Origin of the sequence: Allobosea sp., from assembly GCF_035944895.1 — a bacterium.
Lineage (GTDB): Bacteria > Pseudomonadota > Alphaproteobacteria > Rhizobiales > Beijerinckiaceae > Allobosea.
The window spans coordinates 271,790-296,979 of record NZ_DASZAT010000010.1 but is presented as its reverse complement, the minus strand read 5'-3'; the positions used below and the strand labels follow the sequence as shown (position 1 = coordinate 296,979).

The following is a 25,190-nucleotide window of genomic DNA, read 5'->3' as shown; positions in this document are numbered from 1 at the left end:
GACCCCGACCATTCTTTCTTGGCTTCGGCGAACAGCGCGGCGTTGAACAACAGAGCTGTGCTAGGCACTGTCAGATCAGGCGACGCAATCGCATATCAGCGAGCTGCATCGTTCAATTGCAGGTCGGCCAGCTGGCCGACCTGAGAGTCGGTATCTCATGCCGCTGCGGCTGCGCTATTCCGTTGCGCGTAGGCGACATAATCCAAACAAAGCGCATGAAGCAGCATCAGCTGCAATCCGAGCTTAGGTAAGCGTGAAACGCCATTGAGCAGCAGCAACCCTTCGCAAAGCTCGGCAATATATTGACACGCATCACGTTCAGTTGAGCCTAAAACGATAAATTCTTCGGGCTCAGGCGACGATTTGCTTCGGTCTTTTTTCCGATCGACGTAGCGTTCGGCGTAGGCGCTTCTTGCATTAGAGTTCATGTCCCCCTCCATGCTTTTTTTGCATGGGTATCATGTTTTAATTGCATTAAATATCTGCTAACCAAAATTTCCAGAGCGTTACCGAGAACAGGTAGCGGGGCGGCAAAAAATAGGGTCCCGAGCCTTTCCGTTTGCTTTGCTGGCAATTTTTTCCGCTGCTTTCGGAGAGGTCCATCTCTGCGATGGACATTTTTCCGGATTGGAGATCAAATTCGGATGCTGGGCGTGATCTCAGCACCAAATTTGATTTTGCGGCCGATCACTACGCCGGCCGAATTCCAGGCTTGCCATTTGGTGGGAAAATAAACTCCACCCCGGCGTGCCTCAGGCAATTTTTCAACGAGGCTCGTAAGTCACGTTCTCCCCTGGTTACGCCATCGAACTCCTCGATGCGCCTTATCGCAGAACTCGCCACTCCCGACACGATCGAGAGCCGACTTACTGACCAGTTGAGCAATCCACGTGCTGCCCTGATCTGCCCTCCTGTCACATCGATGGAGTCGGTTGGATCCATCTGCCAAACGCGGGAATCATGGATATCGGTTGCCAGGCCGATCCACTCGATGATCGCACCATCAGCACTCCGCACGGGCTTTGCGCTTGCCGCAAGCCACCGGTAGGAGCCATCGACGGTCCGAACGCGGACCTCGCTGCTATATGATTCGCCACTCGCGACCGCGGCATCCCAGCGCTGGCAGGTGATCTCCCGATCGTCTGGGTGAACGTACTCGATCCAGCCGGAACCCTCAGCAAGCCGGTCGTCCTGTCCTGTCAGCCGGCGCCAGCCGATCAAGCTTTCAACATGCCCGTCCGGGCGCCCGCTCCAGACCAACATCGGTAAGGCGCTAGTCAAAGCGTTGAATCGCTCGCGATGGGTCGTCAACAAGCGCTGTGCCTCATGCAGCTCCGAAATATCATGCAACATGCCGATCATTCGAACAGGCCTGCCGGCCGCATCCGTCTGGAATTCGATATGGCAGGAAATCCACCGCAGCCTGCCATGGGTGGTGATCACCCGAAATTCTCGGTTGAAAGAACTTGCCTCCATCAGAACGATCTCGAGCTCGGCCGTTGAGCGTCGATCATCAGGATGCTGAAAATTATTGATGGAAGCGAAGTTGGGAATGAATGCGGAGCGATCGGAGTCGATTAATGTAAAGAGTCCATCTGACCAATAAGTCGCCCGCGATGGAAGCTCGACGATAAAGAAGCCGCCTTGGTGCCAACGCTCCGCGATATTGATAAGCTGTTGAATAAATTCTGTATTCGCTAATATATCTGTAGCGTTATTCATGTCGCTGCCCCCCACGTGAATATTTTCAACGCTAGAGATAGGGCCAACAAAACATCAGGTAGCCAAAGCCATGTCCCTTCATATCACGGGTTCAGAGCGCGCTCATAGTAGTATACTAGTTTTGCGAGCGTCAATTTCAACTTTAAAATAAGTTTCTTGTCACCGCCTTGACCGTGACCGGCCCCGTCGCCATCGTGCCGGCAGCGAACTTCTCCCCATACGAGGCCCCCATGCGCCGGGTTTCCCTTTTCTCCACCCTTACCGCCGCGATCTGCCTGAGTGGCCTGTCCGCCCAAGCGGCAGGCGGACGTTACGTCCATCCTGCCGACCGCGCCGAAGAGCGCATTATCCCGATGTATGGCAACCTGCCGGCCTGCGAGGATCCGGCGGTGATCGGCGAGATCACTAGCCGCTTCAATTCGCGCGAATCCAAGTTCTGGGGGCCGCTGCAGGCCGTCAATTTCGATCGCGTCCAGCCGATCGCCTGGCGTCCCTGGGGCGCGGACTTCATTCCGCGCCGTTTCTGCACCGCGCGCGTGCTGACCAATGATGGCGTGCTGCGCCGGGTCGATTATTCCGTCCGCGAGAATCTCGGCCTGTTCGGCTACACTTGGAACGTCAACTGGTGCGTCTCGGGGCTCGACCGCCACCGCTCCTACGCGCCCGATTGCAAGATGGCCCGTCCCTGATCCGGGCGTGGCCATGCGACTGAAGCGAATCGCCGCCGGCCTGCTGGCCTTCTTTGCACTTGGCGGCGTAGCCTCGGCGCAAGGTCGCTATGATCGCGGCGGCACGCCGGGCGATTTCGATTTCTACGTGCTTGCGCTCTCCTGGTCGCCCGGCTTCTGCGAGCTCGACGGCGGGCGCGGACGCAATCGTGAGCAATGCGCTCCGGGCGCGAATCTCGGCTTCGTCGTGCACGGCCTCTGGCCGCAATATGAGCGGGGATTTCCGAGCGATTGCGGCCCGTCGGGCCGCAGCCCGTCGCGCATGGCGATGGATCAGGCCGAGGGCCTGTTCCCGACCGAGAGTCTCGCGCGCTACCAGTGGCGCAAGCACGGCACCTGCTCCGGCTCGAGCCCGTCCGACTATTTCGCCGATGTCCGCCGCGCCCGGGAGAAGGTCAAGCTTCCGCCGGCGTTGGCCAGCGTCGACAGCGAGCGCAGCTGGACTGCGCTCGATCTCGAACGCGCCTTCGTCGATGCCAATCCGGGCCTGCGGACCGACATGATGTCGGTCTCCTGTCGGCGCGGCGTGCTGGAGGAGGTGCGAATCTGCTTCAGCAAGGATCTGCGCGGCTTCCGCAGCTGCGGCGAGGTCGATCGTTCGGGCTGCCGCGCCCGCGATTTCCGCGTCAACGCGATCCGCTGACCCGATGAACTACCGCCACGGTTTCCACGCCGGCAATTTCGCCGATGTGCTCAAACATGTCGTGCTGATGCGCGTGCTCACGCATCTCAACGCCAAAGACAAGCCCTGGCGCGTGATCGACAGCCATGCCGGCGCCGGTCGCTACGATCTCGGCTCCGAGGAGGCGCTGAAGACGCATGAATGGCGCGACGGCGTCGCGCGGCTCGACCAGGCGCCGCTGGCGCCGCCGGTGGAAGAGCTGCTGAAACCCTGGCGCGAGGCGCTGGCCACCGCCCGCAGCCGGTACGGCGCCGAGGCCTATCCGGGCTCGCCCTGGCTCTGCCGCCATGCGATGCGGGCGGACGACCGGCTGATCGCCGCCGAGCTGCACGAGAACACCTACCGCAAGCTTGCCCAGGCGCTCGGCCGCGACGAACGTTGCAAGGCGCTGGAAATCGACGGCTGGACGGCGCTGCGCGCCAATGTCCCGCCCAAGGAACGGCGCGGCCTCGTCCTGATCGATCCGCCCTTCGAGGAGAAGGACGAGTTCGCGACGCTCGCCGCCGAGTTCATCGCCGCGCATCGCAAATGGCCGACCGGCATCTATGCGCTCTGGTATCCTATCAAGGACGAACGGGCGATCGAGGGCCTGCTCGATTCGATTCTCGATGCCGGCATCGGCCGGCTGCTCCGGATGGAGATCGACGTCGATCGCCCCGACGCCGCCGGTGGCCTGAGCGCGACCGGGATGCTCCTCGTCAACCCGCCCTGGCTGCTTGCACAGGAGGCCGAAATCCTGCTGCCGGCCCTGTGCGAACGGCTCGCGCAGGGGCCGCGCCCGCGCTATCGCTGCGAGGCGACCCGCTCCGACGGCTAGGGTATCGAACCGAAAGTGGAAGCCACTTTTCGGAAAATCCGATAGCTGCCAAGGAGATAGATCGCCGCCATGCGTCCGGGAGGACGCGCGGCGACCTATCCGCTCTTTCCGCCAAACCGAAGGCTGTCCCGATGCTGATCCTGCGTTCCTCCCCGACCTCGCCCTTCGGCCGCAAGGTCAAGATCGCCATCGCCGAGCTCGGGCTGGAGGAGCGGATCGAGGTGGTGCCGGCCGACACAAACGACCCGGCGGAATCGCTGCGCCGCCAGAACCCGCTCGGCAAGGTTCCGACCCTGGTGTTCGAGGATGGCTCGACGCTGTTCGATTCGCGCGTGATCATCGAATATCTCGATCATCTCGGCGGCGGCAGGCTCTTCCCGGCCGGGGAAGGGCGCTTTGCGCAATTGCGCCTGCAGGCGCTCGCCGACGGTATCTGCGATGCCGGGCTGTTGCAGGTCTATGAGGTTCGCTTGCGGGCGCCTGAAATGCGCAGCCAGCCCTGGACCGAGAACCAGGCCGGCAAGATCGCCCGGGCGCTTGCGACGCTTGAAGCCGCGCCGCCGGTCTACGATCGGCCGCGGATCGGCGAGATCGCGCTCGCCTGCGCCCTCGGCTATCTCGATCTGCGCTTTGACGGGGCGTGGCGGGCCGGTCATCCGGCGCTGGTCGCCTGGCTCGACGGCTTCGCCGCCAAGGTGCCGGCTTTCGAGGCGACGCGCTTCAAGGGCTGACTTCACACTGGACCACACTCGCCATCCTGGGCGAGCCCCCCTGGGATCGATCGTGGGGCTGGGGAGCCCTACGATGGATCCCGGAGCTGCGCGGCTTCGCCGCTTGTCCAGGGTGACGCCGTGGTTTTTTCAACGAGTAGGCAACAAAAAACCCGGTGGCCGAAGCCACCGGGTCCGTTCTGTCTCCGTGAGGAGAAAATCAGAACTTGTAGCTGAGGCGAGCGCGGACGAGCGAGAAGTCCGTGCCGACCTTGTCGGCGCCGCCGAAGACCTTCTTGTCGCCGAGGTCGACGTAGAGGTACTCGACACCACCAACCAGGTTGTTGGTGAAAGCGTACTCGACGCCGCCGCCGATGGTCCAGCCGGTGTGGGTGTTGTCGTCCGAGTTCAGGCCGTTGATGGTGACGCCCGGGGCCAGCGTGGTCTTGACGTTGCCGTAAGCGAAACCACCGGTGATGTAGGGCAGGAACCGGTCGAAAGCGTAGCCGACGCGGCCACGGACGGTGCCGAACCACTCGGTCTTGCCCTCGCCGACGATGCCGAGACCAGCGAAGCTCGGACCAGCCTTCAGGTCAGCGCCCTGGAAGTCGGCTTCAACGCCGAGGACGATCTGGCCGAGCTGGTAGTTGTAGCCGATCTGGCCACCACCGACGAAGCCGTCGAGATCGCCGAAGGCGCTGACGCCACGCGAGTCCATGTTGCCCCAGCCGTAGCCGGCGTTGGCACCGACGTAGAAGCCGGTCCAGGTGAAGGCAGGAACGTAAACCGGAGCAACGACCGGGCCCTTGCGGCTCGGCAGGTCGGCAGCGGAGGCAGCGCCGGCGGCGATGAGGCCGAGGGCCGCAACGCCCGAAAGCAGATACTTCTTCATAACAAACTCCTTAGTCATCGTATTTCCCGGCGCTGGCCGGCGGGTGATCCCAGTAGCCTCGTTATAAGGCAGGTGGCGGGCCGTGTCTGTTGCGGCAAGAACACATCAGCAGGTCAGACCGAGGCGAAATTGCGGCACGATCCGGAACAAGCAAGGCATATTGGTCAATTTCGGTTAGTCTTTGTTAAGGCAGTGTGAATTGGCTAACCGAATACTAACGCAACGGCAACGACTACGGACCGCGATCACATAATCGCCTGGATCGGCTTTTGGTTCCCTCGCCGACGCAGTTCCGTCATGCGCCGACTGCTTGCAGCCTGCCGCGACGCGTGCTTTAGCCGACTGGCCCCGCCTTTCCCGTCGAGACCTGCGTGCCTCCGCTTTCGATCTTCATCATCGCGCGCGACGAAGCCGACCGCATCGGCCGCACCATAGCTGCTGTCCGCGGCCTCAGCGATGACATCGTCGTGATCGATTCCGGCTCGACCGACGGCACCCAGGACGTCGCCATGAATCTCGGCGCCCGCGTGATCGAGCGCGGCTGGCCGGGCTATGGTCCGCAGAAGCGCTTCGCCGAGGAGCAGTGCCGTCATCTCTGGCTGCTCAATCTCGACGCCGATGAGGTGACGCCGCCGGATCTCGTCGCCGAGATCGCCGCGCTGTTCGCCAGGGGCGAGCCGGCCTGCGACGCCTATCGCCTGCGCATCGCCGAGATCTTCCCGGGGGAGGGCGCGCCGCATCGCTTCGCCTATGCGCTTTCACCGGTCCGTCTCTACCGGGCCGACAAGGGGCGTTATTCGCCGTCGCCGGTGCATGACCGTGTCGACCTCGCGCCAGGCGCGCGCGTCGGCAAGCTCAAGGGCACGATCCATCATTATTCGGTGCGTTCGCTCGGCGAGCAGATGCAGAAGCTCAATGCCTACAGCGATGCGCAGGCCGACGATCTCGACGCGCGCGGCGAGACGCTGTCGGTCTTGCGCCTCGTTGCCGAGTTTCCAGCGAACTTCATCAAGGCCTATATCGGGCGGCGCCACGCTCTGCGCGGGGTCTATGGCTTCATGACCGCGATGAACTACGCCTTCTACCGCTATCTGCGCGTCGCCAAGCATTGGGAGCGCCGGCTCCAGCGCCGCAGCGCCCGCGGCAACGGCAATGGAGGCGCCGGTGGCTGAGGTCGCCCTCGTCACCGGTGGGGCAAGGCGCATCGGCCGCGCCATTGTCCTGCGCCTGGCCGAGGCCGGCTATGCGGTCGCGATTCATTGCAACAGCTCGCGCACCGATGCGCTGGCGCTGGCGGATGAGATCGGCGCGGCAGGCGGCCGGGCCCATGTCGTCGTCGCCGACCTCGTCGATCCTGCGGCGGTCGAGCGGATCGTGCCGGAGGCAGAAGCCGCGCTCGGCCCTGTCAGCCTGCTCGTCAACAGCGCCTCGAGCTTCCTGGTCGACGATCTGCTGGCACTGGACGTACTTACGTGGAATCGCCAGTTCTCGATCAATCTGCGGGCGCCCTCGGTGCTCGCCGGGGCGATGGCGAATCGCTTGCCCGCGGAGCGCCAGGGCGCGATCGTCAACATCGTCGATCAGCGCGTCTGGAAGCTGACGCCGCAATATTATTCCTACACGCTGACCAAGGCGGCGCTGCTGACGGCGACGACGACGATGGCGCAGGCGCTGGCGCCGCGCATCCGGGTCAACGCGGTCGGCCCGGGGCCGACCTTCGCCAACCCGCACAACGGCGAGGTGCTGCTGGCGGCAGAGGCCGGCGGCACACCGCTCGGCCGCAAGGTCGAGGCCGCCGACATCGCCGAGGCGGTGCTCTATCTGGCGCGGGCCAGGGCGATCACCGGACAGATGATCGCGGTCGATGCCGGCCAGCACATTGCCTGGCGCACGCCCGACATCGTCGACTGAGCCTGTCGTGAGGGGAGCTGCCACCGGGGCGGCAGCTCCGGGGGCGGAAGGATCAGGCCGAGGCCTTGTTCTTGATGGCGCCGATGATCGCGGTGAGGATGGCACCACCGGCGCCGCCGCTGATCAGATTGGTGACGATGCCGCCGATGCTGAGATTGCCGCCCATCGCCGCAGCGGAGATGGCAGGTAGCAGGACCGGGATCAACTGGCCGAGTACGCCACCGCCGACGAGGCCTGCGATCGTATTGCCGATCGTACCGATATCGAAACTCGGCGAGGCCTTGCCTGCCGCATTGCCACCGATCGCGCCTGCGACCAGATTCATCAGGATTTGTTCCATGTTCAATCCTTCAGCCAAGGTGGATGGCGAAGGAAGGATGCGCCTGCGTCAAAGTGTACGCAACTCGACATCGACAGAAGCCGGCCCTGCAACGAGGCGTTGCGCGGAGTTAACCACCGGAATCGTCACCCGCTCTGCCGCGCAGGCCGGTTCGAGCGCGATCTAGCCGAGCGCGATCGCCGAGATCAGCCGCCCGTAATCGGCCTCCTGCCGGTGAGTCGTGCGGCGATAGCTGTAGAAGCGCGCCTCGTCGCCATAGGTGCACAGGCCCATGTCGTAGAAGCGGCCGATGCCGGCCTCTTGCGCGCGGTGGGCGATGAAGGCCGGCAGGTCGAACATCGCATGCGCCGGCCGCTCCGAGGCATGGAAGAAGCGCGCGAAGGTCGCGTTCTCGCCCTTGAAGCGCTCGATGAACTCCGGGCCGACCTCATAGGCCGCTGCGCTGATCGTCGGCCCGAGCACGGCGATGATCCGCTCGCGCCTTGCACCGAGCTTTTCCATCTCGGTCACGGTTGCGCCGATCACACCGGTGAAGGCGCCCTTCCAGCCGGAATGGGCGGCGCCGATGACGCCGGCCTCCGAGTCGGCGAACAGGATCGGGCCGCAATCGGCGGTGGAGATGCCGAGCGCGACGCCGTGAGCGATCGTGACCATCGCATCGGCCTTTGGCCGCTCTGCCGGCCAGGGGCCGGTGACCACGGCGACATCCGGCGAATGCACCTGATGGACGCTGACCAGCCGGTCGCGCTCGACGCCCATCTGCCCGGCCATGCGGGCGCGGTTCTCGGCGATATGGGCCGGGTCGTCGTTCGAGCCGAGCCCGCCGTTCAGCGAGGCGTAGATCCCGCCGGAGGCGCCGCCCTCACGGGTGAAGAAGGCGTGGCGGATGCCGGATTCATGGGCGAGGTCGGGCGAGGTGATGAACATGGCGGCGCGTCCATTCTTGAAGTCAGCCCTGCTCTGGCAGGCGATGAAGGTCAAATCCGGGCAGGAGCGGCAGGTTCCGCTCCGCGACGGCCAGCACCTTGAAGAGCTCGCCCATCGCCGTCGGCCCGGTGTCGATCAGGCGCTGGACGCCCTCTGCGAGCGTCTGCGCCTGCTCCGGCGTTGCGCGGCGGGACAGTGCCTCGAATCGCTGCTGCAGCCCGAGCGCCAGCAGGAAATCGCGCTGGGTGGCGGCGCCATGCACTGCCGCTCCCGCGGCCAGCCCCGCCTGCGCCATTCGGGCGAAATCGACATGCACGGTGAGGTCGGCATCGCCCGGCTCTGCCAGCACGTCGACGAAGGCATGGCGCTTCAGGGCTTGGAGCGTATCGCCGAAGCCGGAGCGGGCCGGCCCGTAGTCGATGAACAGTCCCACGCCACCCTCGGCCGCGACATGCCGCGCGATGGCCGCAACCGCCTCCAATGCGGCTGCGGGCTGTTCCAGCACGGAACTGGCCGGAGCAGCGACCGAGAGCGAGTTGTCGGGTTCGCCCGCGAGGCCGAAAGCGAGCCGCCCTTCGTCATCCAATCCCACCAGCCGCTCGCGCCAGCCCTCGGGCGTGCGGATAAACTGATCAAGCGGCAGCGCATCGAGGAATTCGTTGGCGATGACGATCGTCGGCCCGTCCAGGGCCTGGTCGATCCGATCATGCCAGTGCGGCTCCACCCCAACCGCGGCCAGCGTCACCCTCTGCCGCTCGCGCAACACCGGGCTCATCTCGACCAGATGGACCGACAGCGCTTCGCGAAAACCGGGCAAGGCCCGCGCCGCCCGCAGCATGTCCTGCATCAGCGTGCCGCGTCCCGGCCCCAACTCGACGAGGCGGACGGATGCCGGCGCGCCCATGGCCTGCCAGAGGCTCGCGGCCCAGAGGCCGATCAGCTCGCCGAAGACCTGGCTGATCTCGGGGGCGGTGGTGAAGTCCCCGTCGGCGCCGAACGGGTCCTGCTTCATGTAGTAGCCATGGCGGGGATGGCCGAGGCAGAGCGCCATGTAGCGGGAGACGCTGAGCGGTCCCTCCTGGCGGATCAGCTCCGCGAGTTCCTGCGCCAGGAGACTCACGCTTCCGCGGGCTCCTTGCGCCGCAGGACAAGGACAAGACCGGCGAGGAACAGCGGCGCCGACAGCACCATGCCCATGGTCAGCCAGCTGGTCCCGAACAGGAAGCCGAGCTGCGGATCGGGCTCGCGGAAGAATTCGCAGGTCGTGCGGGCGATGCCGTAGCCCATGCCGAACAGGCCGGCGACGAGGCCGGGCCGCTTCAGCCCGCCGAGGCGGACCAGGATCATCAGCAGCACCAGCAGGAGAAGCCCTTCGCTGAAAGCCTCGTAGAGCTGGCTCGGATGGCGCGGCACCGGCCCGCCATGCGGAAACACGATCGCCCAGGGCACGTCAGGCGCTGGCCGGCCCCAGAGCTCGCCATTGACGAAATTGGCGATGCGGCCGAGGAACAGGCCGATCGGCGCCACCGCTGCACCGAGATCGAGCGCCGAGAGCGGCGGATAGCCGCGCCTGATGGCGAAAACCCACAGGCCCATCGCGGCGCCCACCAGCCCGCCATGGAAGGACATGCCGCCCTTCCAGACCGCGAAGATCTCAAGCGGATTGGCGAGATACTCCGGCAGATTATAGAACAGCACGAAACCGAGCCGGCCGCCGATGACCACGCCGAGCGCGGCGAAGAGCAGGAAATCGTCGAGCGAATCGACCTCCGGCCGCCTGCGTCCACCCCAGAGCGCTTCGGTCGCGGCGAGCTTGCGCGCATACCACCAGCCGCCGAGCAGGCCGACGACATAGGCGAGTCCGTACCATTTGATCGAGAGCGGGCCGAGCTGCAGCGCGACCGGATCGATCACCGGAAAGGGGAGGGCGAAGACGGGCATGGGCTTCTCGCGGCTCGGGCGCGGCGGAGATGGCCGCGCCATGGCGACACGGTCAAGTGAAAAGGCTGGCGCCGGGTGTAACGTTTCGGCGCGGACCGTAGCGTTCGCGCTCGAATCGCATAGCTGCGTTCCCTAGGGTGGCGGCATCTCTTACCGCTTCAACCTCCAGGGCCGGAGTCCTCGATGAAACGAGACGTCATTCGTGTCGAGCCGTTCTCGACCTGGGGCGAGCGCCTGAAAGTACCGTTCTCGCCGTTGGTCCGTCATGGCGATACCCTCTACGTCTCGGGCATGCCGCCCTTCGACCCTGCAACCGGAGAAATCGCCCAGGCGCCGATCGAACGACAGACGGAGCTCGTGCTGGAGCAGATGAAGCTCTGTCTCGAAACCGCCGGCTCGTCGCTGGCGAACGCGCTCAAATGCAATGTCTATTGCACCTCCCCCGACAAGTTCGCCGCCGTCAACGCGGTCTATGCCCGCTATTTCCCGAAGGATCCGCCGGCCCGCATCTTTCTGTGCGTGCCGGTCTGGTTCGGGCCTTTCGACATCGAGATCGATTGCATCGCCGCGGCCTAGAGACAGCACCGAAATCCTGGTCGCACTCCTGACATGACGAAGCGCCTGCGGCATCCTACATGCAGGTCATGAATCGCGAACGCCAAGAGCCAGCCGGACAAGAATTGCCGGACGACGACTTCAAGGACGAGGAGGACATCCTTCCCGCGCCCGAAGCCGGGCTCGATCTCGGCGAGGCTGCCCCCGGCGCGCTGAAGGCCGGGATCGACGTGATCGCCGACTTCGCCAGGCACCTGCCGAACAAGCCGGGCGTCTACCGGATGTTCGATCGCGCCGGCGAAGTGCTCTATGTCGGCAAGGCCAAGAGCCTGAAGAACCGGGTCACCGCCTATGCCCGCGGCATGGCGCACACCAACGCCGTGGCACGGATGATCGCCGAGACCGCGAACATGGAGTTCGTCACCACCGGCACCGAGACCGAGGCGCTGCTGCTCGAATCGAATCTGATCAAGCAGCTGCGGCCGCGCTACAATGTGCTGCTGCGCGACGACAAATCCTTCCCCTACATCTTCCTCTCCGGCGACCATCCGGCGCCGCAGATCGCCAAGCATCGCGGTTCGCGCCAGCGCAAGGGCGATTATTTCGGCCCCTTCGCCTCGGTCTGGGCGGTGGAGCGCACCATCGACGCGCTGCAGAAGGCGTTTCTCCTGCGCTCCTGCTCGGACAGCTATTACGAGAACCGCACCCGGCCCTGCCTGCTCTTCCAGATCAAGCGCTGCTCCGGCCCCTGCACCGGCGAGATCTCGCATACCGACTATCAGGGTCTCGCCGATCAGGCGCGCGCCTTCCTGTCCGGCCGCTCATCGGCGGTGAAGCAGCTGCTCTCCGAGCGCATGCAGGCGGCGGCCGAGGAGCTCGAATTCGAGAAGGCGGCGCGCTATCGCGACCGCTTGGCGGCGCTGTCGGCCGTGCAGGCCGGGCAGGACATCAATACGCAAGGGGTGGAGGAGGCCGACGTCTTCGCCATCGACGAGCAGGCCGGGCAGTTCTGCGTCGAGATCTTCTTCTTCCGCAACAAGCAGAACTGGGGCAATCGCGCGCTCTTCCCGCGTGCCGACAAGAGCCTGACCCCGGCCGAGGTGCTCGCCTCGGTGGTCACCCAGTTCTACGACGACAAGCCGCCGCCGAAGCTCGTCTTGCTCTCGCACGAACTGGCCGAGGCCGATCTGATCGCCGAAGCGCTCTGCGCCCGCGCCGGCCGCAAGGTCGAACTCGCGACGCCCAAGCGCGGCGAGCGGCGCGATCTCGTCGCCCATGCCCAGAAGAACGCGCATGAAGCGCTCGCCCGCAAGCTCGCCGACAGCGCCGGCCAGCAGAGCCTGCTCAATGCATTGGGACAGGCGTTCGGCCTTGAGAGGGCTCCGCGCCGCGTCGAGGTCTACGACAACTCGCACATCATGGGCACCAACGCGGTCGGCGGCATGGTCGTCGCCGGGCGGGACGGCTTCATGAAGAGCCATTACCGCACCTTCAACATCTCGGCCGACACCATCGCCGGAGACGATTTCGGCATGATGCGCGAGGTGTTGAAGCGGCGCTTTACGCGGCTGGCGAAGGAGAGCGGGGTTGCTCCCAACCTATCTGAAGAAGCGCGGGAGCCCTCCCCCCTTGTGGGGGAGGGTTGGGAGGGGGGGATCGCACCCGCAAGCATCCCTGAGCCCAGCTCACCGAATGTCGAGGGTGGCATACCCCCCTCTCTAGCTCTCCCCCACAAGGGGGGAGAGGACGCGCCCCTTTCGGCAGTATCAAAGCCCATTGAGAGCGACGACACAGACGACTCAGCCTTCCCCTCGCGTCCCGATCTCGTCATCGTCGACGGCGGCAAGGGCCAGTTCGAGGCTGCCCGCAAGATCATGGCCGAATGCGGCGTCACCGACATCGCGCTCGTCGCCATCGCCAAGGGCGAGGACCGCAACGCCATGCGCGAGACCTTCTTCATGGTCGGCAAGGAGCCGTTCAAGCTGCCGCCGCGCGATCCGGCGCTGTTCTTCATCCAGCGCCTGCGCGACGAGGCGCATCGCTTCGCGATCGGCACCCACCGCGCCAAGCGCAAGCGCGACATCAAGACCAACCCGCTCGACGAAATCCCGGGCATCGGCCCATCGCGCAAACGGGCGCTGCTGCTGCATTTCGGCACGGTGAAGGCGATCCAGCGCGCCAAGCTCGACGACCTGATGAAGACGCCGGGGGTGAATGCCGCCACGGCCAAGGCGGTGCACGCCCATTTCCATGAGCATTGATCGGAATGGCGGGGTCACGCTCTTGCGTGTTGACGCTGTCATGAAGGCGCTGTTTTGGTGGGTGTCGTGACGAGTCTCAACGAAGCCATCCGCCGCAGGGGACCATGGTCCCTGCCAAATCTCCTCACCTACGGCCGGATCGTTGCGATTCCGGCGCTGGTGGCGCTGCTGTTCTGGCCCTGGGACGACTGGGCCCGCTGGACGGCGCTGGGAATCTATGTCGTTGCCGCCGTCACCGACTATCTCGACGGCTGGCTCGCCCGCAGCTGGGGCCAGCAATCGGCGATCGGGCGCATGCTCGACCCGATTGCCGACAAGCTCCTGGTCTGCGCCCTGCTGCTGATGCTGGTCCACACCGAGACGATCAAGGGCTGGGCGATCTGGGCGGCGATCGTCATCCTCTGTCGCGAGATTCTGGTCTCGGGCCTGCGCGAGTTCCTGGCCGAGCTGAAGGTCAGCGTCCCCGTCAGCAAGGTCGCCAAATACAAGACCACGGCGCAGTTGTTCGCGCTCGGCTTCCTTGTCGCCGGCCCTGCCGGTGACAAGGTCCTGCCGCACAACACCCAGATCGGGATCGTGATGTTGTGGATCGCGGCGGTTCTGACCATCTACACCGGTTGGGACTATCTGAATTCCGGCATCCGGCATCTCGTCGAAGAGGATGAGCGCGCGCCATGAGCACGGCCATCACCGAATCCGCCAGCCTGCGGCTGGTCTATTTCGCCTGGGTGCGCGAGCGCGTCGGCCTCACTGAGGAAACCGTGACGCCGCCAGTCGGCACCGCGACCATCGCCGACCTGGTGCGTTGGCTGAAGAGCCGCGGCGAGGGCTATGAGCTCGCTTTCGAGAACGAATCGATCGTGCGCGCCGCCATCGACCAGACCCATGCCAAGCCGGCGACGGCGATCTCGGGCGCCCGCGAGATCGCCTTCTTCCCGCCGATGACCGGTGGCTGACGAGGCTAAGGCCATGACGCCGCTCGTCCGCATCCAGCGCGAGGATTTCGACATCGGCGCCGAGATCGCGGCGCTGACGGCCGGCAACACGAATATCGGCGCCGTCGTGAGCTTCGCCGGCCTCTGCCGCGACGAGAGCGGCCGGCTCGCGGCGCTTGAGCTGGAACATTATCCAGGGATGGCCGAGGCCGAGATCGCGCGCGTCGCCGCCGAAGCGGCCGGGCGCTGGCCGCTGTCCGGTCTCGTCGCGATCCATCGCTTCGGGCTGATCAGGCCGGGCGAGCAGATCGTGCTGGTCATCGCTGCCTCCAGTCATCGCCGCGAGGCTTTCGAGGCCGCCGATTTCCTGATGGACTATCTCAAGACCCGCGCCCCGTTCTGGAAGCGCGAGCATCTCGCCGACGGCACGCTCGGCGGCTGGGTCGAAGCCAAGGCGGATGACGACGATGCGGCACAGCGCTGGGAACAGGTATCCTGATCGGGTGAGAGCGCTCGTTTCGGGGAGCGCGCTGGCCATGCTGCCGGCACTCGCCCTGGCGGCTGTGCCTCAGCCCAAGGGCTTCCGCGACTGGATGGCCGGCTGCGACAATCTCAAGAGCTGCACGGCGCTGTCCGTGCCCTCCGATGGCATCGACACCATCGCCTATCTGCGCTTGGAGCGGCCGGCCGGCCCGGATGGCGCGGCCACGCTGATCCTGCGCTTGAGCGGCGAATGGCAGAAGCCTCCTCCATCCGTCGAGCTCAAGCTTGACGGGGCTGCTTTCCCGGCCGGTGGCAGCTCCATGCCGGTCTCCGCCGGCAGCGATCTGGCGACGGTGACCTTCCAGCCGGCCGAGATGGCCGCGTTCATCGAAGCAGCGCGCAAGGCGACGAAGCTGTCGGTGGCCGCCCCCGGCGTAAAGGCGGAAGTCTCGCTCTCCGGGGCCGTCGCGGCGCTGCTCTGGATCGACGAGCAGCAAGGCAGGCTCAACACGCCCTCGGCCCTGATTCGGAAAGGCAGCGCCGGAACTGTCCCGGCCGCTCCCGCGCTGCCGGTGATCACGGCCAGGCCCTCCAGCGGCGCCCTCTCGGAGAAGGATGCCAAGGCGCTCGCCGCAGCGCTGCGCAAGCAGATCGCGCAGCGCGATCCCGACCAGTGCGAGGATGGCGAGATGACCACGAAGCAGGATACGGCCTGGCGCCTCGACGCGAGGCGCAGCCTGGTCTCGCTGACCTGCTCGCTCGGCGCTTACAATGCCTCCAACGCCTTCTGGATCGTTGAGAACGGGATGGTGGCGAGTGCCAAGCCCGTCGACTTCCCTTGGACCGACGACAGCGAGAAGAACACCTTGGTCAACGGCGCGTTCGAGCCGAAGACCGGCCGCATCGACTATTTCGCCAAAGGCCGCGGCATCGGCGATTGCGGCGCCCTGGGCGGCTATGCCTGGACCGGCAGCGGCTTCGCCCTGACGGCGTTCAGCTTCATGGGTGAGTGCCGCGGCATCGGCTCGGACGACTGGATCACGCTGTTCCGCAGCGAGGTCAGGACGGCGAAATAGGCGCTCCGCGCCTGTCCCCTCACATTCCGGTTGTCACGCCGGTTGTCACGCGCGCCAGACGCTTCGGTTCGCCCAGCGAAAGGAATGACGGCGCGGCTCGCCGTCATGAGGTGGTGCGCGATCAGGTCTGGCAAGATGTCGCTGAAGGCGGCAAGAAAAAAGGCCGGCGTCCCGAAGGAGCCGGCCTGAAAGTTTGAAACATCCAGCGCAAAAGCGCCAAACATCTCAGAGGGGAACGGCTGGAACGAACTCAACGCCGGGAGGAGATGCGGAGCCCGTTCCGAACAACCGTGATCTGAATATCGGGCAGGCCCTGCCTTTTCGCAATGCAGCATTGGGCGGGTCGGTTATGCGCTGGCAACATGACTCATTGCTAGAATTCGTCACAATTGCCAAGAGACCGCGCGTGGCACGCATGCGCAGCCGGCATGAGGCACGACGCTGCCAGGATTTGCAGCAGCGCCTGCTCGTTTTTCAATACGTCCAGCGCTGGGACTTCTGGATCAGGAAATCGCGGAAGACCTGCACGCGGGCGACCGATTTCATCTCCTCCGGATAGACCAGATAGCTTTCGAGCTGCGGCATCTCGGTCTCGCGCATCAGCTGCACGAGCGGGGAGCCGGCCTCGATCAGATAGTCGGGCAGGATGGCGATGCCGGCGCCCGAATCGACCGCGCGCTTCATCGCCGTGATGTTGTTGACGGTGAGATGGATGGCGCGCGGGTTGCGCTGGTCGCGTCCGAGCGTGCCGAGCCAGTGCACCGCCGTCAGATAGGATGGCGAGGACGCGCCGAAGGAGAGGAGCCGGTGGTTGTCGAGTTCCTCATAGCTCTTCGGCTCGCCGAAGCGCTTGATATAGGCCGGCGCGCCGTAGACGTGGAAGTGCACAGTGAAGAGCCGGCGCTGGATCAGGTCCGGCTGCTGCGGCTGGCGCAGGCGAATCGCGATGTCGGCCTCTCGCATCGAGAGGTCGAGTTCCTCGTCGGTGAGGATCAGCTCGACCTTGATGTCGGGATAGAGGTCGAGGAACTCGGCCAGCCGCGGCGTCAGCCAGTGGCCGCCGAGGCCGCGTGTCGCGGTGACCTTCAACTCGCCGGACGGATGCTCGCGCGTTTCCGAGAGCTGGGCGCGGGTCCGTTCCAGGCGCTGCGTCATCTCGCGCGCGGCACGCCAGAGCAGTTCGCCCTGCTCGGTGAGAATGAGCCCGCGCGTATGCCGATGGAACAGCGGCGCGCGCAATTCGCGCTCCAGCGCGCCGATCTGGCGGCTGACAGCCGACTGACTCAAGCCCAGGCCGTCACCGGCCTTGGTGAAGCTTCCCGATTCAGCAACCGTGTAGAAGATACGAATGCGGTCCCAATCCACCGCTTTCCCCCCGTGTTATGCGTTCAACGCATGATGGGGGGATAGAGTTGTCCGGTCAACGACTCCTTTGCCGGGACCGTTGATTTTAGCCCTTAATATCGTGCTGGAATTGATCAACTCCAGTGATGGGTGCGGGCTTGGGCTACTCCGCCGCTTCGCGCACGCCCAGCTCCTGCGCCATCAACCAGCGTTCGGCGTCGAGCGCGGCCATGCAGCCGAGGCCGGCCGCGGTCACGGCCTGACGGTAATGCTCGTCGGTGACGTCGCCGGCGGCGAAGACGCCGGGCACATTGGTCTGGGTCGTGCCGGGCGTGACCTCGAGATAGCCCGAATCGCGCATGGCGAGCTGGCCGATGAAAAGCTCGGTCGCCGGCTTGTGGCCGATGGCGACGAAGACGCCGTCAGTGGGCAGATCCTGCACGGCGCCGCTCTTCAGGTTGCGCAGGCGCACATGGGTCACCGAGGGGGGCTGCGTGCCGCCAAGGATTTCCGCGACCTCCGAATCCCAGATCACCTCGATCTTCGGGTGCTTGAACAGGCGCTCCTGCATCACCTTCTCGGCGCGCAGCGAATCGCGCCGGTGCACAAGCGTGACCTTGGACGCGAGATTGGCGAGATAGAGCGCTTCCTCAACCGCGGTGTTGCCGCCGCCGACCACGACGACCTGCTTGTTGCGGAAGAAGAAACCGTCGCAGGTGGCGCAGGCCGAGACGCCGAAGCCCTGGAAGGCCTGTTCCGAAGGAAGGCCGAGCCACTTGGCCTGGGCGCCGGTCGAGACGATCAGCGAATCGCAGGAATAGGTGTCGCCGCCATCGCCCCAGAGCCGGAACGGGCGCTGCGAGAGGTCGACGCGGGCGATGTGGTCGGAGACCATCTTCGTGCCCATGTGCTGCGCCTGCGCCTGCATCTGCTCCATCAGCCAGGGGCCCTGGATCACGTCGGCGAAGCCGGGATAGTTCTCGACATCGGTGGTGATCATGAGCTGGCCGCCGGCCTGCAGGCCGGAGATCAGCACCGGCTCCAGCATGGCGCGGGCGGCATAGATCGCAGCGGTGTAGCCGGCCGGGCCGGAGCCGATGATCATCACCTTGGCGTGGATATGGGCCATGTCTTTGCTTCCTGAGCCGGCGCGAGCCGGTGATATCGGTATCGGGGCGGCCTTATGCCAGCCCCATCGCTGCCTCGTGACGCCGCCAGCCTTCGTAGATGGCGGTGGCGATCGTTGCGGTCGAGTCTAGCGGTTCGTAGCGTTCGCCTTCAAGCTTGCCCTGGAAATGGTGCACAGCGCCGTGACGCTTCAGCGCCTCCAGGAACCTGGCGAGCTTGCCGTGGCCTCCATGCGGCTCGAAGACCAGGATCGGCACGCCGGTCGCCGCGGCCTCGCCGATCATGTTGGTGGAGTCGGCGGTGGCGACGATGGCGTCGGCATTGGCGAGCAGCGGCACATAGGGGTTGGCGCCCGAGCCGTCCCACCACCAGCCGCCATGCCGGCGGAAGACCGCGCCGATCGCAGCGTCGAGCGCCGGCGGGGTGCGGCGCGAGCGCGAGCCCATCAGCGCGACGCCGGAGGCGGCGAGCGCATCGAGTTCACGCGCGAAGCGCTCGATATCCTCCGGCCGGAACGTGTGGTGGCGGCTGTCGCCGCCGACCAGCACGGCAGCGCGGGGGGAAGGCAGGGCGGCGATCTCCGGTGGCGGAGAAGTCCGGGCGGTGGCCAGCGCTTGTGGCGCGAGCCGGTGCGGCGAGGTGATCGTCACCAGCACGTTGTCGCCGCGCAGGCGGTCGTGCTCGGAGACCCAGATCAGGTCGGCCGTGCCGGCTCCGGTACGGGGGTCCTTGAGGAAGACGGTGAACGCCCTGCCGTTCGAGGCCTTCTTGACCGCGCGCAGATAGGCCACGGCGCGGCGGCCCGAGGCGATGGCGATGTCGGGGAAGGGGGGGCGGATCGGGCTGCCCGGCCGGTCGGGCGCCTCGCGCGGATCGATCGGCCCGCGCGGCATCAGCCAGCTCCAGGGCTTGCCCGGATTGATCCGGCGGATCTCCGGGACGACGCCCATGCGCTCGGCGACGCCGAGGCATTGCATCTCGTCGCCGGCCTTGCCGTCGGTCAGAACCCAGAGGGAAGGCGTCTTTTCTGTCGGCACGGCGGCTTGGCCCGGGATTGGCGTGGATCGACGCCTTGTAACGCGTCGATGGCCCGTCTACACCTGCGCGGCCATTTTTCAGGAGGATTTGTGCGCGCCAAACTCGACGAGATCGATCTCCGCATCCTGACGGAGCTGCAGAGTGACGGGCGCATGACCAATGTCGAGCTTGCGAGCAGGGTCGGCATCTCGCCGCCGCCTTGCCTCAGGCGCGTCCGCGCACTGGAAGAGGCCGGCGTGATCACCGGCTATCGCGCCCTGCTCGACGAGCGCAAGCTCGGCATCGAGGTCGTCTGCTTCGCTTTCGTCCACCTCGCCAGCCAGGCCGAGGCTGACCTCTCCGTCTTCCAGGAGCGCATCCGGAGCTGGTCGCTGGTGCGCGAGTGCTGGACGCTGTCGGGCGACATCGACTTCATCCTGAAATGCGTCGCGACCGATCTGAAGGCCTTCCAGGATTTCGTCGCCGATCTGACGGCGCTGCCGAATGTGCGCAATGTCCGCACGGCGCTGGCGCTCGACCGGGTCAAGGACGCGCCGATCGCGCCGCTTTAACGCGGTTGCTCAGCCTCCGAGCGTCCGCCTGATCCATTGCGCATTGTTCGCGACCAAGGCATCGATCCGCCGCCGGTTGATATCCGGCAGATACCAGGCGCCGCTGAAGCTTGGCGCCATGATCGACATGATCGGATAGCGGGCGATCTCCCGGCCATCCGGGCCGATGAGTACCGCTTCGCTTTCGAGCGTGTCGTTACCGAGCGTCGCCGCCTGCCCGCCGGCATAACTCGTCAGGTACAATCCGGTGACGCTGACCAGCAGAGTCGCGTCGCCTCGCCCTGCATTGCGCAGGCCGGCGAGCTCGCGCTCCAGCATCGGCTTGATCGCGGCCGCGATGGCGCTCTGCCCCTTGGCGGCGAGCGGCCCCGTGTCGACGCGAATCCTGCCGATCGCGACGGGGGAGGCGGTTTGCGTTGTGGTCTGGCAGCCAGCCAGCAAGATGGCGGCGAGGCCAGCCAGGATGGCGCGGCGCGCGAGCATGGTCTCAAGCGCCGAGATATCGGCGGATCCACTGGGCGTTGTTTTCGAGCAAGGCGGCGATGCGACGCTGGTCGACATCCGGGCGATACCAGGCGCCGCCGGAGCTGGATGGCAGCATCGAGCGGATCTCGCGGCTGACGAGCGGGCCGCCGCGACCGGGGACCTCGATGATGCTCAGCATGTTGTCGTCGCTGCCGCCGCTGCCGTCGCCGCGCATACCGCCGCCGACACCCGCGCCGAGCCAGAGGCTGAGCACGGTGACATGCAAGGTCGGGCTGCCGCGGCGGCGCAAGGGGAGGAGTTCGCTGGCGAGCCGGCTTTCGAAGGCCCGGGCGATGCGCGGGGCGTTCTCACCCCAGCCGAGCGGGCCGAGGCTGCGGGCGTCGACCTTGATCGCGCCGATCGAGACCGCCTGCGCCAGGGCTGGAAACGAAACGAGCCCGCCGGCGGCGAGCGCGGCGGACCCGGTGAGAAATGCGCGACGCGTGGTCATGGCGTGGTCTCCGGCAGGCAGGCCTCTAATCTAGGAGCTGCCGCCGGGCTGGCCAAGTCACTCCGCTCGCTTAGCGGAAGGCGACGTTAACGACCTCGTAGGACTTGCCGCCGCCGGGCGTGTTGACGTGGACGGAATCGCCGACCTTCTTGCCGATCAGGGCGCGCGCGATCGGCGAGCCGATCGAAACCTTGCCGGACTTCACATCCGATTCCGGCTCGCCGACGATCTGGTAGAGCTTCTTCTCTTCGGTATCGTCGTCGATCAGGGTGACGGTGGCGCCGAACTTGATCGTGTCGCCGCCGAGCTTGCTGACATCGATGATGTCGGCGCGGCCGATCAGCGATTCCAGCTCCATGACGCGGCCCTCGTTCAGCGACTGGGCTTCCTTGGCGGCGTGGTATTCGGCGTTCTCCGAGAGATCGCCCAGAGCGCGCGCCTCGGCGATCGCCTGGATGATGCGCGGGCGCTCGACCTGCTGGCGCTGCTTCAACTCGACTTCGAGAGCGGCGAAGCCGCCCGCGGTCATAGGAACCTTTTCCATCGTCCCGTCCCAGTTATAGAAAAACGACCGATGTGCGCTGGCCATGGCCAACGCACCCCGCGTCGCTTTCGATCGTCAGAAAACTACTTCGCCGCGCGGCCGGTCAGGCGGCGCGGGCGAAATAGGATTGCAGCGACCTCACTTCGAGATCGCCGCTGCAATAGGCCTTGATGCCCTCCGCCGCGGCGATCGCTCCGGCCAAGGTGGTATAATAGGGCACCTTGTGCAAGAGGGCCGCGCGGCGCAGCGAGCGCGAGTCCGCCAGCGCCTGTGGACCGTCGGTCGTGTTGAAGACTAGCTGGATCTCGCCGTTCTTGATGGCGTCGACGACGTGCGGGCGGCCTTCCAGCACCTTGTTGATCTTGCTGGCGCGGATACCGTTCTCCTGCAGCAGGCGCAGCGTGCCGCCGGTCGCGACGATCTGGAAGCCGAGCTCCGCGAGAACCACGATCGAGGGCAGGATGCGCGGCTTGTCCTCGTCGCGGACCGAGACGAAGACCGTGCCCTTGACCGGGACCTTCGAGCCGGCGCCGAGCTGGCTCTTGGCGAAGGCGACGTCGAAAGAGCGGTCGAGGCCGATGACCTCGCCGGTCGAGCGCATCTCCGGCCCGAGCAGCACGTCGACGCCGGGGAAGCGGGCGAAGGGGAACACCGCCTCCTTCACGCCGACATGCTGGAGCTTCTCCTGCTTCAGGTTAAAGCTCGCGAGCTTCTCACCGGCCATCAGCCGGGCCGCGATCTTGGCGATCGGCTGGCCGATCACCTTGGCGACGAAGGGCACGGTGCGCGAGGCCCGCGGATTGACCTCGAGCACGTAGATCTCGCCGTCCTTGATGGCGTACTGCACGTTCATCAGGCCGCCGACGTCGAGGGCGAGCGCCATCGCCTTGCTCTGGCGCTCCAGCTCGGCGATCAGCTCCGGCGAGAGCGAGCGCGGCGGCAGCGAGCAGGCCGAATCGCCGGAATGGATGCCGGCTTCCTCGATATGCTCCATGATCCCCGCGATGAAGGCTTCCTTGCCGTCGCAGAGGCAGTCGACGTCGACCTCGATCGCATCCGACAGATAGCGGTCGAACAGCAGCGGGTTCTTGCCGAGAACCGTGTTGATCTGTCCGGTCTTGTCGTTCGGGTACTTGGCCTTGACCTCGGAGGGGATCAGCGAGGGCAGGGTGCCGAGCAGGTAATCCTCGAACATCACCTCGTCGCGGATGATAGCCATGGCGCGGCCGCCGAGCACATAGGACGGGCGCACGACGAAGGGCAGGCCGAGCTCGGCCGCGATCATGCGCGACTGCTCGACCGAATAGGCGATGCCGTTCTTCGGCTGCTTGAGATGCAGCTTGTCGAGCAGGCGCTTGAAGCGGTCGCGGTCCTCGGCGAGGTCGATCGCGTCGGGCGTGGTGCCGAGGATCGGGATGCCGGCCTGTTCCAGCGCATGCGCCAGCTTCAGCGGGGTCTGGCCGCCGAACTGGACGATGACGCCGTGCAGCGTGCCGGCCTGCTTTTCGGTCTCGAGGATCTCGAGCACGTCCTCGGCGGTCAGCGGCTCGAAATAGAGCCGGTCCGAGGTGTCGTAGTCGGTCGAGACCGTTTCCGGATTGCAGTTGACCATGATGGTCTCGTAGCCGGCGTCGCGCAGGGCGTAGCAGGCATGGCAGCAGCAATAGTCGAACTCGATGCCCTGGCCGATGCGGTTCGGCCCGCCGCCGAGGATGACGACCTTCCTGGCGTCCGAGGGCTTGGCCTCGTCGGCCGGCGCGCCGGCGAACGGCATGGCGTAGGTCGAGTACATATAGGCGGTCGGCGAGGCGAACTCTGCGGCGCAGGTGTCGATGCGCTTGTAGACCGGGCGCACCTTCAGCGAGCGGCGCAGCGTCCTGACCTCGGCCTCGCTCTTGCCGGAGACGGCGGCGAGGCGCTTGTCGGAAAAACCCATCGCCTTGAGCTGGCGGAAGGCGATCGGCGTCTGTGGCAGGCCGAATTTGCGGACCTTCTCCTCGGCGTCGACGATGCCGCGCATCTGCTCGAGGAACCAGGGATCGACCTTGCAGCTCTCATGGATCTGCTCGTCGGTGAAGCCGGCGCGCATCGCCTGGCCGATCTGCAGGATGCGGTCCGGCGTCGGGGTCGAGAGCGCGGCCTTGATCGCGTTCCTGTCGTCGCCCTGGCCGATGCCCTCGATCTCGATCTCGTCGAGCCCGTCGAGACCGGTCTCCAGCGAGCGCAGCGCCTTCTGCAGCGATTCCTGGAAGGTGCGGCCGATCGCCATGGCCTCGCCGACCGACTTCATCGCGGTGGTCAGGGTTGGCTCGGAGCCGGGGAATTTCTCGAAGGCGAAGCGCGGGATCTTGGTGACGACATAGTCGATCGTCGGCTCGAACGAGGCCGGGGTCGCGCCGCCGGTGATGTCGTTCTCGATCTCGTCGAGCGTGTAGCCGACGGCGAGCCGCGCCGCGACCTTGGCGATCGGGAAGCCGGTCGCCTTCGACGCCAGGGCGGACGACCTCGACACGCGCGGGTTCATCTCGATGACGATCATCCGGCCGGTCTCGGGATCGACGGCGAACTGAACGTTCGAGCCGCCGGTCTCGACGCCGATCTCGCGCAGCACCGCCAGCGAGGCGTCGCGCATGATCTGGTATTCCTTGTCGGTCAGCGTCAGCGCCGGGGCGACGGTGATCGAATCGCCGGTGTGGACGCCCATCGGGTCGAGGTTCTCGATCGAGCAGACGATGATGCAATTGTCCGCCTTATCGCGGACGACCTCCATCTCGTATTCCTTCCAGCCGAGGACGCTCTCCTCGATCAGGATCTCGCTGGTCGGCGAGGCGTCGATGCCGCGCTCGCAGATCTCGATGAACTCGCTCTTGTTGTAGGCGATGCCGCCGCCGGTGCCGCCCATGGTGAAGGAGGGGCGGATGATCGTCGGCAGGCCGATATCCTCCAGCGCTTCCAGCGCGGCGCCGAGCGTCTTGACGTGGTGCGAACGCGGGGTCGAGAGGCCGATCTTGGTCATCGCCTCGCGGAAGCGCTCGCGATCCTCGGCCTTGTCGATGGCGTCGGCGGTGGCGCCGATCATCTCGACGTCGAACTTCTCCAGCACGCCCATCTTCTCCAGCGAGAGGGCGCAGTTGAGCGCAGTCTGGCCGCCCATGGTCGGCAGCAGGGCAAAACCGCCCGGCAGGACGTTGCGTTCCTTCTCGATGATCTTGGCGACGATCTCCGGCGTGATCGGCTCGACATAGGTCGAATCGGCCAGCTCCGGGTCGGTCATGATCGTTGCCGGGTTCGAGTTGACCAGGACGATGCGGTAGCCCTCGGCCTTCAGCGTCTTGCAGGCCTGGGTGCCGGAATAGTCGAACTCGCAGGCCTGGCCGATGATGATGGGGCCGGCGCCGATGATCAGGATCGTCTTGATGTCTGTGCGCTTGGGCATGGGCTCGACCGGTTCCGTGCGGGCGCGCACGGCCCCTCCGATCGAAACGAGCGGAAGCCAGCGAGCGCCAAAGATGAATGCTAGGCGCTCGCTATAGACGGGCAAGGCGGCGGGGGAAAGCGGAAAGCGCTTCTTCCTGTCATGCGCGCACAGGCGAACGAGACTCTCCCTTTGCGCAGTTGAGCCCCTCCGA

Annotated in this window: 27 protein-coding genes; 13 read left to right on the top strand and 14 right to left on the bottom strand. The window is 65.7% G+C overall.

The genetic code is table 11. The annotated features are described in order from the left end of the window. Positions 1 to 155: 155 nt before the first annotated feature. On the bottom strand, positions 156 to 428 hold the full coding sequence (locus tag VGV58_RS17040; protein ID WP_326875225.1) for a hypothetical protein: 273 nt from the start codon (positions 426 to 428) through the stop codon (positions 156 to 158). 262 nt (positions 429 to 690) lie between these two features. After that, complete coding sequence (locus VGV58_RS17035; protein WP_326875224.1) at positions 691 to 1,722, bottom strand: PAS domain-containing protein; 1,032 nt, start codon at positions 1,720 to 1,722, stop codon at positions 691 to 693. Positions 1,723 to 1,952: 230 nt separating this feature from the next. Between VGV58_RS17035 and VGV58_RS17030 the strand changes: the two genes are divergently transcribed. The 4 genes from VGV58_RS17030 (at position 1,953) to VGV58_RS17015 (ending at position 4,680) form a co-directional block, all read left to right on the top strand. Then, the gene (locus tag VGV58_RS17030; protein ID WP_326875223.1) at positions 1,953 to 2,411 is read left to right on the top strand and encodes a hypothetical protein; all 459 of its coding nucleotides are present in this window, start codon (positions 1,953 to 1,955) and stop codon (positions 2,409 to 2,411) included. A gap of 13 nt (positions 2,412 to 2,424) precedes the next feature. After that, positions 2,425 to 3,093 carry a ribonuclease T2 gene (locus tag VGV58_RS17025; RefSeq protein WP_326875222.1) on the top strand — a complete coding sequence of 223 codons (669 nt, stop codon included), beginning with the start codon at positions 2,425 to 2,427 and terminating at the stop codon, positions 3,091 to 3,093. Positions 3,094 to 3,097: 4 nt separating this feature from the next. Further along, positions 3,098 to 3,949 (top strand): 23S rRNA (adenine(2030)-N(6))-methyltransferase RlmJ, encoded by an 852-nt coding sequence (locus VGV58_RS17020; protein WP_326875221.1) that lies wholly within the window; start codon positions 3,098 to 3,100, stop codon positions 3,947 to 3,949. Between the two features lie 131 nt (positions 3,950 to 4,080). After that, positions 4,081 to 4,680: a glutathione S-transferase gene (locus tag VGV58_RS17015; protein ID WP_326875220.1), complete on the top strand. Its 600-nt coding sequence runs from the start codon at positions 4,081 to 4,083 to the stop codon at positions 4,678 to 4,680. A gap of 199 nt (positions 4,681 to 4,879) precedes the next feature. Here the strand turns inward: VGV58_RS17015 and VGV58_RS17010 are convergent, their stop codons facing one another. Then, a complete protein-coding gene (locus tag VGV58_RS17010; RefSeq protein WP_326875219.1) occupies positions 4,880 to 5,551 on the bottom strand; it encodes an outer membrane protein in 672 nt (223 codons plus the stop codon). A 371-nt stretch (positions 5,552 to 5,922) separates the two neighbouring features. Here VGV58_RS17010 and VGV58_RS17005 point away from each other — a divergent pair, with 371 nt between their 5' ends. Both VGV58_RS17005 and VGV58_RS17000 read left to right on the top strand, forming a co-directional pair. Continuing rightward, positions 5,923 to 6,723, top strand: a complete 801-nt coding sequence (locus VGV58_RS17005) for a glycosyltransferase family 2 protein (protein ID WP_326875218.1) — start codon at positions 5,923 to 5,925, stop codon at positions 6,721 to 6,723. Next, a complete protein-coding gene (locus VGV58_RS17000; protein ID WP_326875217.1) occupies positions 6,716 to 7,462 on the top strand; it encodes an SDR family oxidoreductase in 747 nt (248 codons plus the stop codon). Before VGV58_RS17005 ends, VGV58_RS17000 begins: the two co-directional genes overlap by 8 nt. A gap of 52 nt (positions 7,463 to 7,514) precedes the next feature. Here the strand turns inward: VGV58_RS17000 and VGV58_RS16995 are convergent, their stop codons facing one another. From VGV58_RS16995 to lgt, 4 genes are all read right to left on the bottom strand, one after another. Then, positions 7,515 to 7,802: a hypothetical protein gene (locus VGV58_RS16995; RefSeq protein ID WP_326875216.1), complete on the bottom strand. Its 288-nt coding sequence runs from the start codon at positions 7,800 to 7,802 to the stop codon at positions 7,515 to 7,517. Positions 7,803 to 7,964: 162 nt separating this feature from the next. Further along, positions 7,965 to 8,729, bottom strand: a complete 765-nt coding sequence (gene pgeF / locus VGV58_RS16990) for a peptidoglycan editing factor PgeF (protein WP_326875215.1) — start codon at positions 8,727 to 8,729, stop codon at positions 7,965 to 7,967. Positions 8,730 to 8,751: 22 nt separating this feature from the next. Continuing rightward, entirely contained in the window at positions 8,752 to 9,849 is a 1,098-nt protein-coding gene (locus VGV58_RS16985) for a class I SAM-dependent methyltransferase (RefSeq protein ID WP_326875214.1), read from the bottom strand. Further along, positions 9,846 to 10,670, bottom strand: coding sequence for a prolipoprotein diacylglyceryl transferase (gene lgt / locus VGV58_RS16980; RefSeq protein ID WP_326875213.1), 825 nt, complete (start codon positions 10,668 to 10,670; stop codon positions 9,846 to 9,848). The genes VGV58_RS16985 and lgt overlap by 4 nt, the downstream gene beginning before the upstream one ends. Positions 10,671 to 10,853: 183 nt before the next feature. Here lgt and VGV58_RS16975 point away from each other — a divergent pair, with 183 nt between their 5' ends. From VGV58_RS16975 to VGV58_RS16950, 6 genes are all read left to right on the top strand, one after another. Continuing rightward, on the top strand, positions 10,854 to 11,246 hold the full coding sequence (locus VGV58_RS16975; RefSeq protein WP_326875211.1) for a RidA family protein: 393 nt from the start codon (positions 10,854 to 10,856) through the stop codon (positions 11,244 to 11,246). Positions 11,247 to 11,314: 68 nt separating this feature from the next. After that, positions 11,315 to 13,486, top strand: coding sequence for an excinuclease ABC subunit UvrC (gene uvrC, locus VGV58_RS16970; RefSeq protein ID WP_326875210.1), 2,172 nt, complete (start codon positions 11,315 to 11,317; stop codon positions 13,484 to 13,486). A 66-nt stretch (positions 13,487 to 13,552) separates the two neighbouring features. Beyond that, positions 13,553 to 14,164 carry a CDP-diacylglycerol--glycerol-3-phosphate 3-phosphatidyltransferase gene (pgsA, locus tag VGV58_RS16965; protein ID WP_326875209.1) on the top strand — a complete coding sequence of 204 codons (612 nt, stop codon included), beginning with the start codon at positions 13,553 to 13,555 and terminating at the stop codon, positions 14,162 to 14,164. Positions 14,165 to 14,190: 26 nt separating this feature from the next. Beyond that, positions 14,191 to 14,442 (top strand): molybdopterin converting factor subunit 1, encoded by a 252-nt coding sequence (gene moaD, locus VGV58_RS16960; RefSeq protein ID WP_326876155.1) that lies wholly within the window; start codon positions 14,191 to 14,193, stop codon positions 14,440 to 14,442. A 13-nt stretch (positions 14,443 to 14,455) separates the two neighbouring features. Next, positions 14,456 to 14,920 (top strand): molybdenum cofactor biosynthesis protein MoaE, encoded by a 465-nt coding sequence (locus tag VGV58_RS16955; RefSeq protein ID WP_326875208.1) that lies wholly within the window; start codon positions 14,456 to 14,458, stop codon positions 14,918 to 14,920. 37 nt (positions 14,921 to 14,957) lie between these two features. Next, a complete protein-coding gene (locus VGV58_RS16950) occupies positions 14,958 to 15,980 on the top strand; it encodes a DUF1176 domain-containing protein (RefSeq protein WP_326875207.1) in 1,023 nt (340 codons plus the stop codon). Positions 15,981 to 16,454: 474 nt separating this feature from the next. Here VGV58_RS16950 and VGV58_RS16945 read toward each other — a convergent pair whose 3' ends face one another. From VGV58_RS16945 to VGV58_RS16935, 3 genes are all read right to left on the bottom strand, one after another. Then, entirely contained in the window at positions 16,455 to 17,345 is an 891-nt protein-coding gene (locus VGV58_RS16945; protein ID WP_326875206.1) for a LysR family transcriptional regulator, read from the bottom strand. A gap of 142 nt (positions 17,346 to 17,487) precedes the next feature. Next, complete coding sequence (trxB, locus tag VGV58_RS16940) at positions 17,488 to 18,453, bottom strand: thioredoxin-disulfide reductase (RefSeq protein ID WP_326875205.1); 966 nt, start codon at positions 18,451 to 18,453, stop codon at positions 17,488 to 17,490. 52 nt (positions 18,454 to 18,505) lie between these two features. Further along, entirely contained in the window at positions 18,506 to 19,489 is a 984-nt protein-coding gene (locus VGV58_RS16935) for a mitochondrial fission ELM1 family protein (protein ID WP_326875204.1), read from the bottom strand. A 90-nt stretch (positions 19,490 to 19,579) separates the two neighbouring features. Here VGV58_RS16935 and VGV58_RS16930 point away from each other — a divergent pair, with 90 nt between their 5' ends. Next, complete coding sequence (locus VGV58_RS16930; protein WP_326875203.1) at positions 19,580 to 20,041, top strand: Lrp/AsnC family transcriptional regulator; 462 nt, start codon at positions 19,580 to 19,582, stop codon at positions 20,039 to 20,041. 9 nt (positions 20,042 to 20,050) lie between these two features. On the opposite strand, the gene VGV58_RS16925 is transcribed toward VGV58_RS16930, so the two are convergent. From VGV58_RS16925 to carB, 4 genes are all read right to left on the bottom strand, one after another. Next, positions 20,051 to 20,524: a hypothetical protein gene (locus tag VGV58_RS16925; RefSeq protein ID WP_326875202.1), complete on the bottom strand. Its 474-nt coding sequence runs from the start codon at positions 20,522 to 20,524 to the stop codon at positions 20,051 to 20,053. Positions 20,525 to 20,528: 4 nt separating this feature from the next. Next, positions 20,529 to 21,017, bottom strand: a complete 489-nt coding sequence (locus VGV58_RS16920; protein WP_326875201.1) for a hypothetical protein — start codon at positions 21,015 to 21,017, stop codon at positions 20,529 to 20,531. A 70-nt stretch (positions 21,018 to 21,087) separates the two neighbouring features. Further along, positions 21,088 to 21,561: a transcription elongation factor GreA gene (gene greA, locus VGV58_RS16915; protein WP_326875200.1), complete on the bottom strand. Its 474-nt coding sequence runs from the start codon at positions 21,559 to 21,561 to the stop codon at positions 21,088 to 21,090. Between the two features lie 103 nt (positions 21,562 to 21,664). Beyond that, positions 21,665 to 24,997: a carbamoyl-phosphate synthase large subunit gene (gene carB, locus VGV58_RS16910; RefSeq protein ID WP_326875199.1), complete on the bottom strand. Its 3,333-nt coding sequence runs from the start codon at positions 24,995 to 24,997 to the stop codon at positions 21,665 to 21,667. Between the last annotated feature and the right edge of the window lie 193 nt (positions 24,998 to 25,190).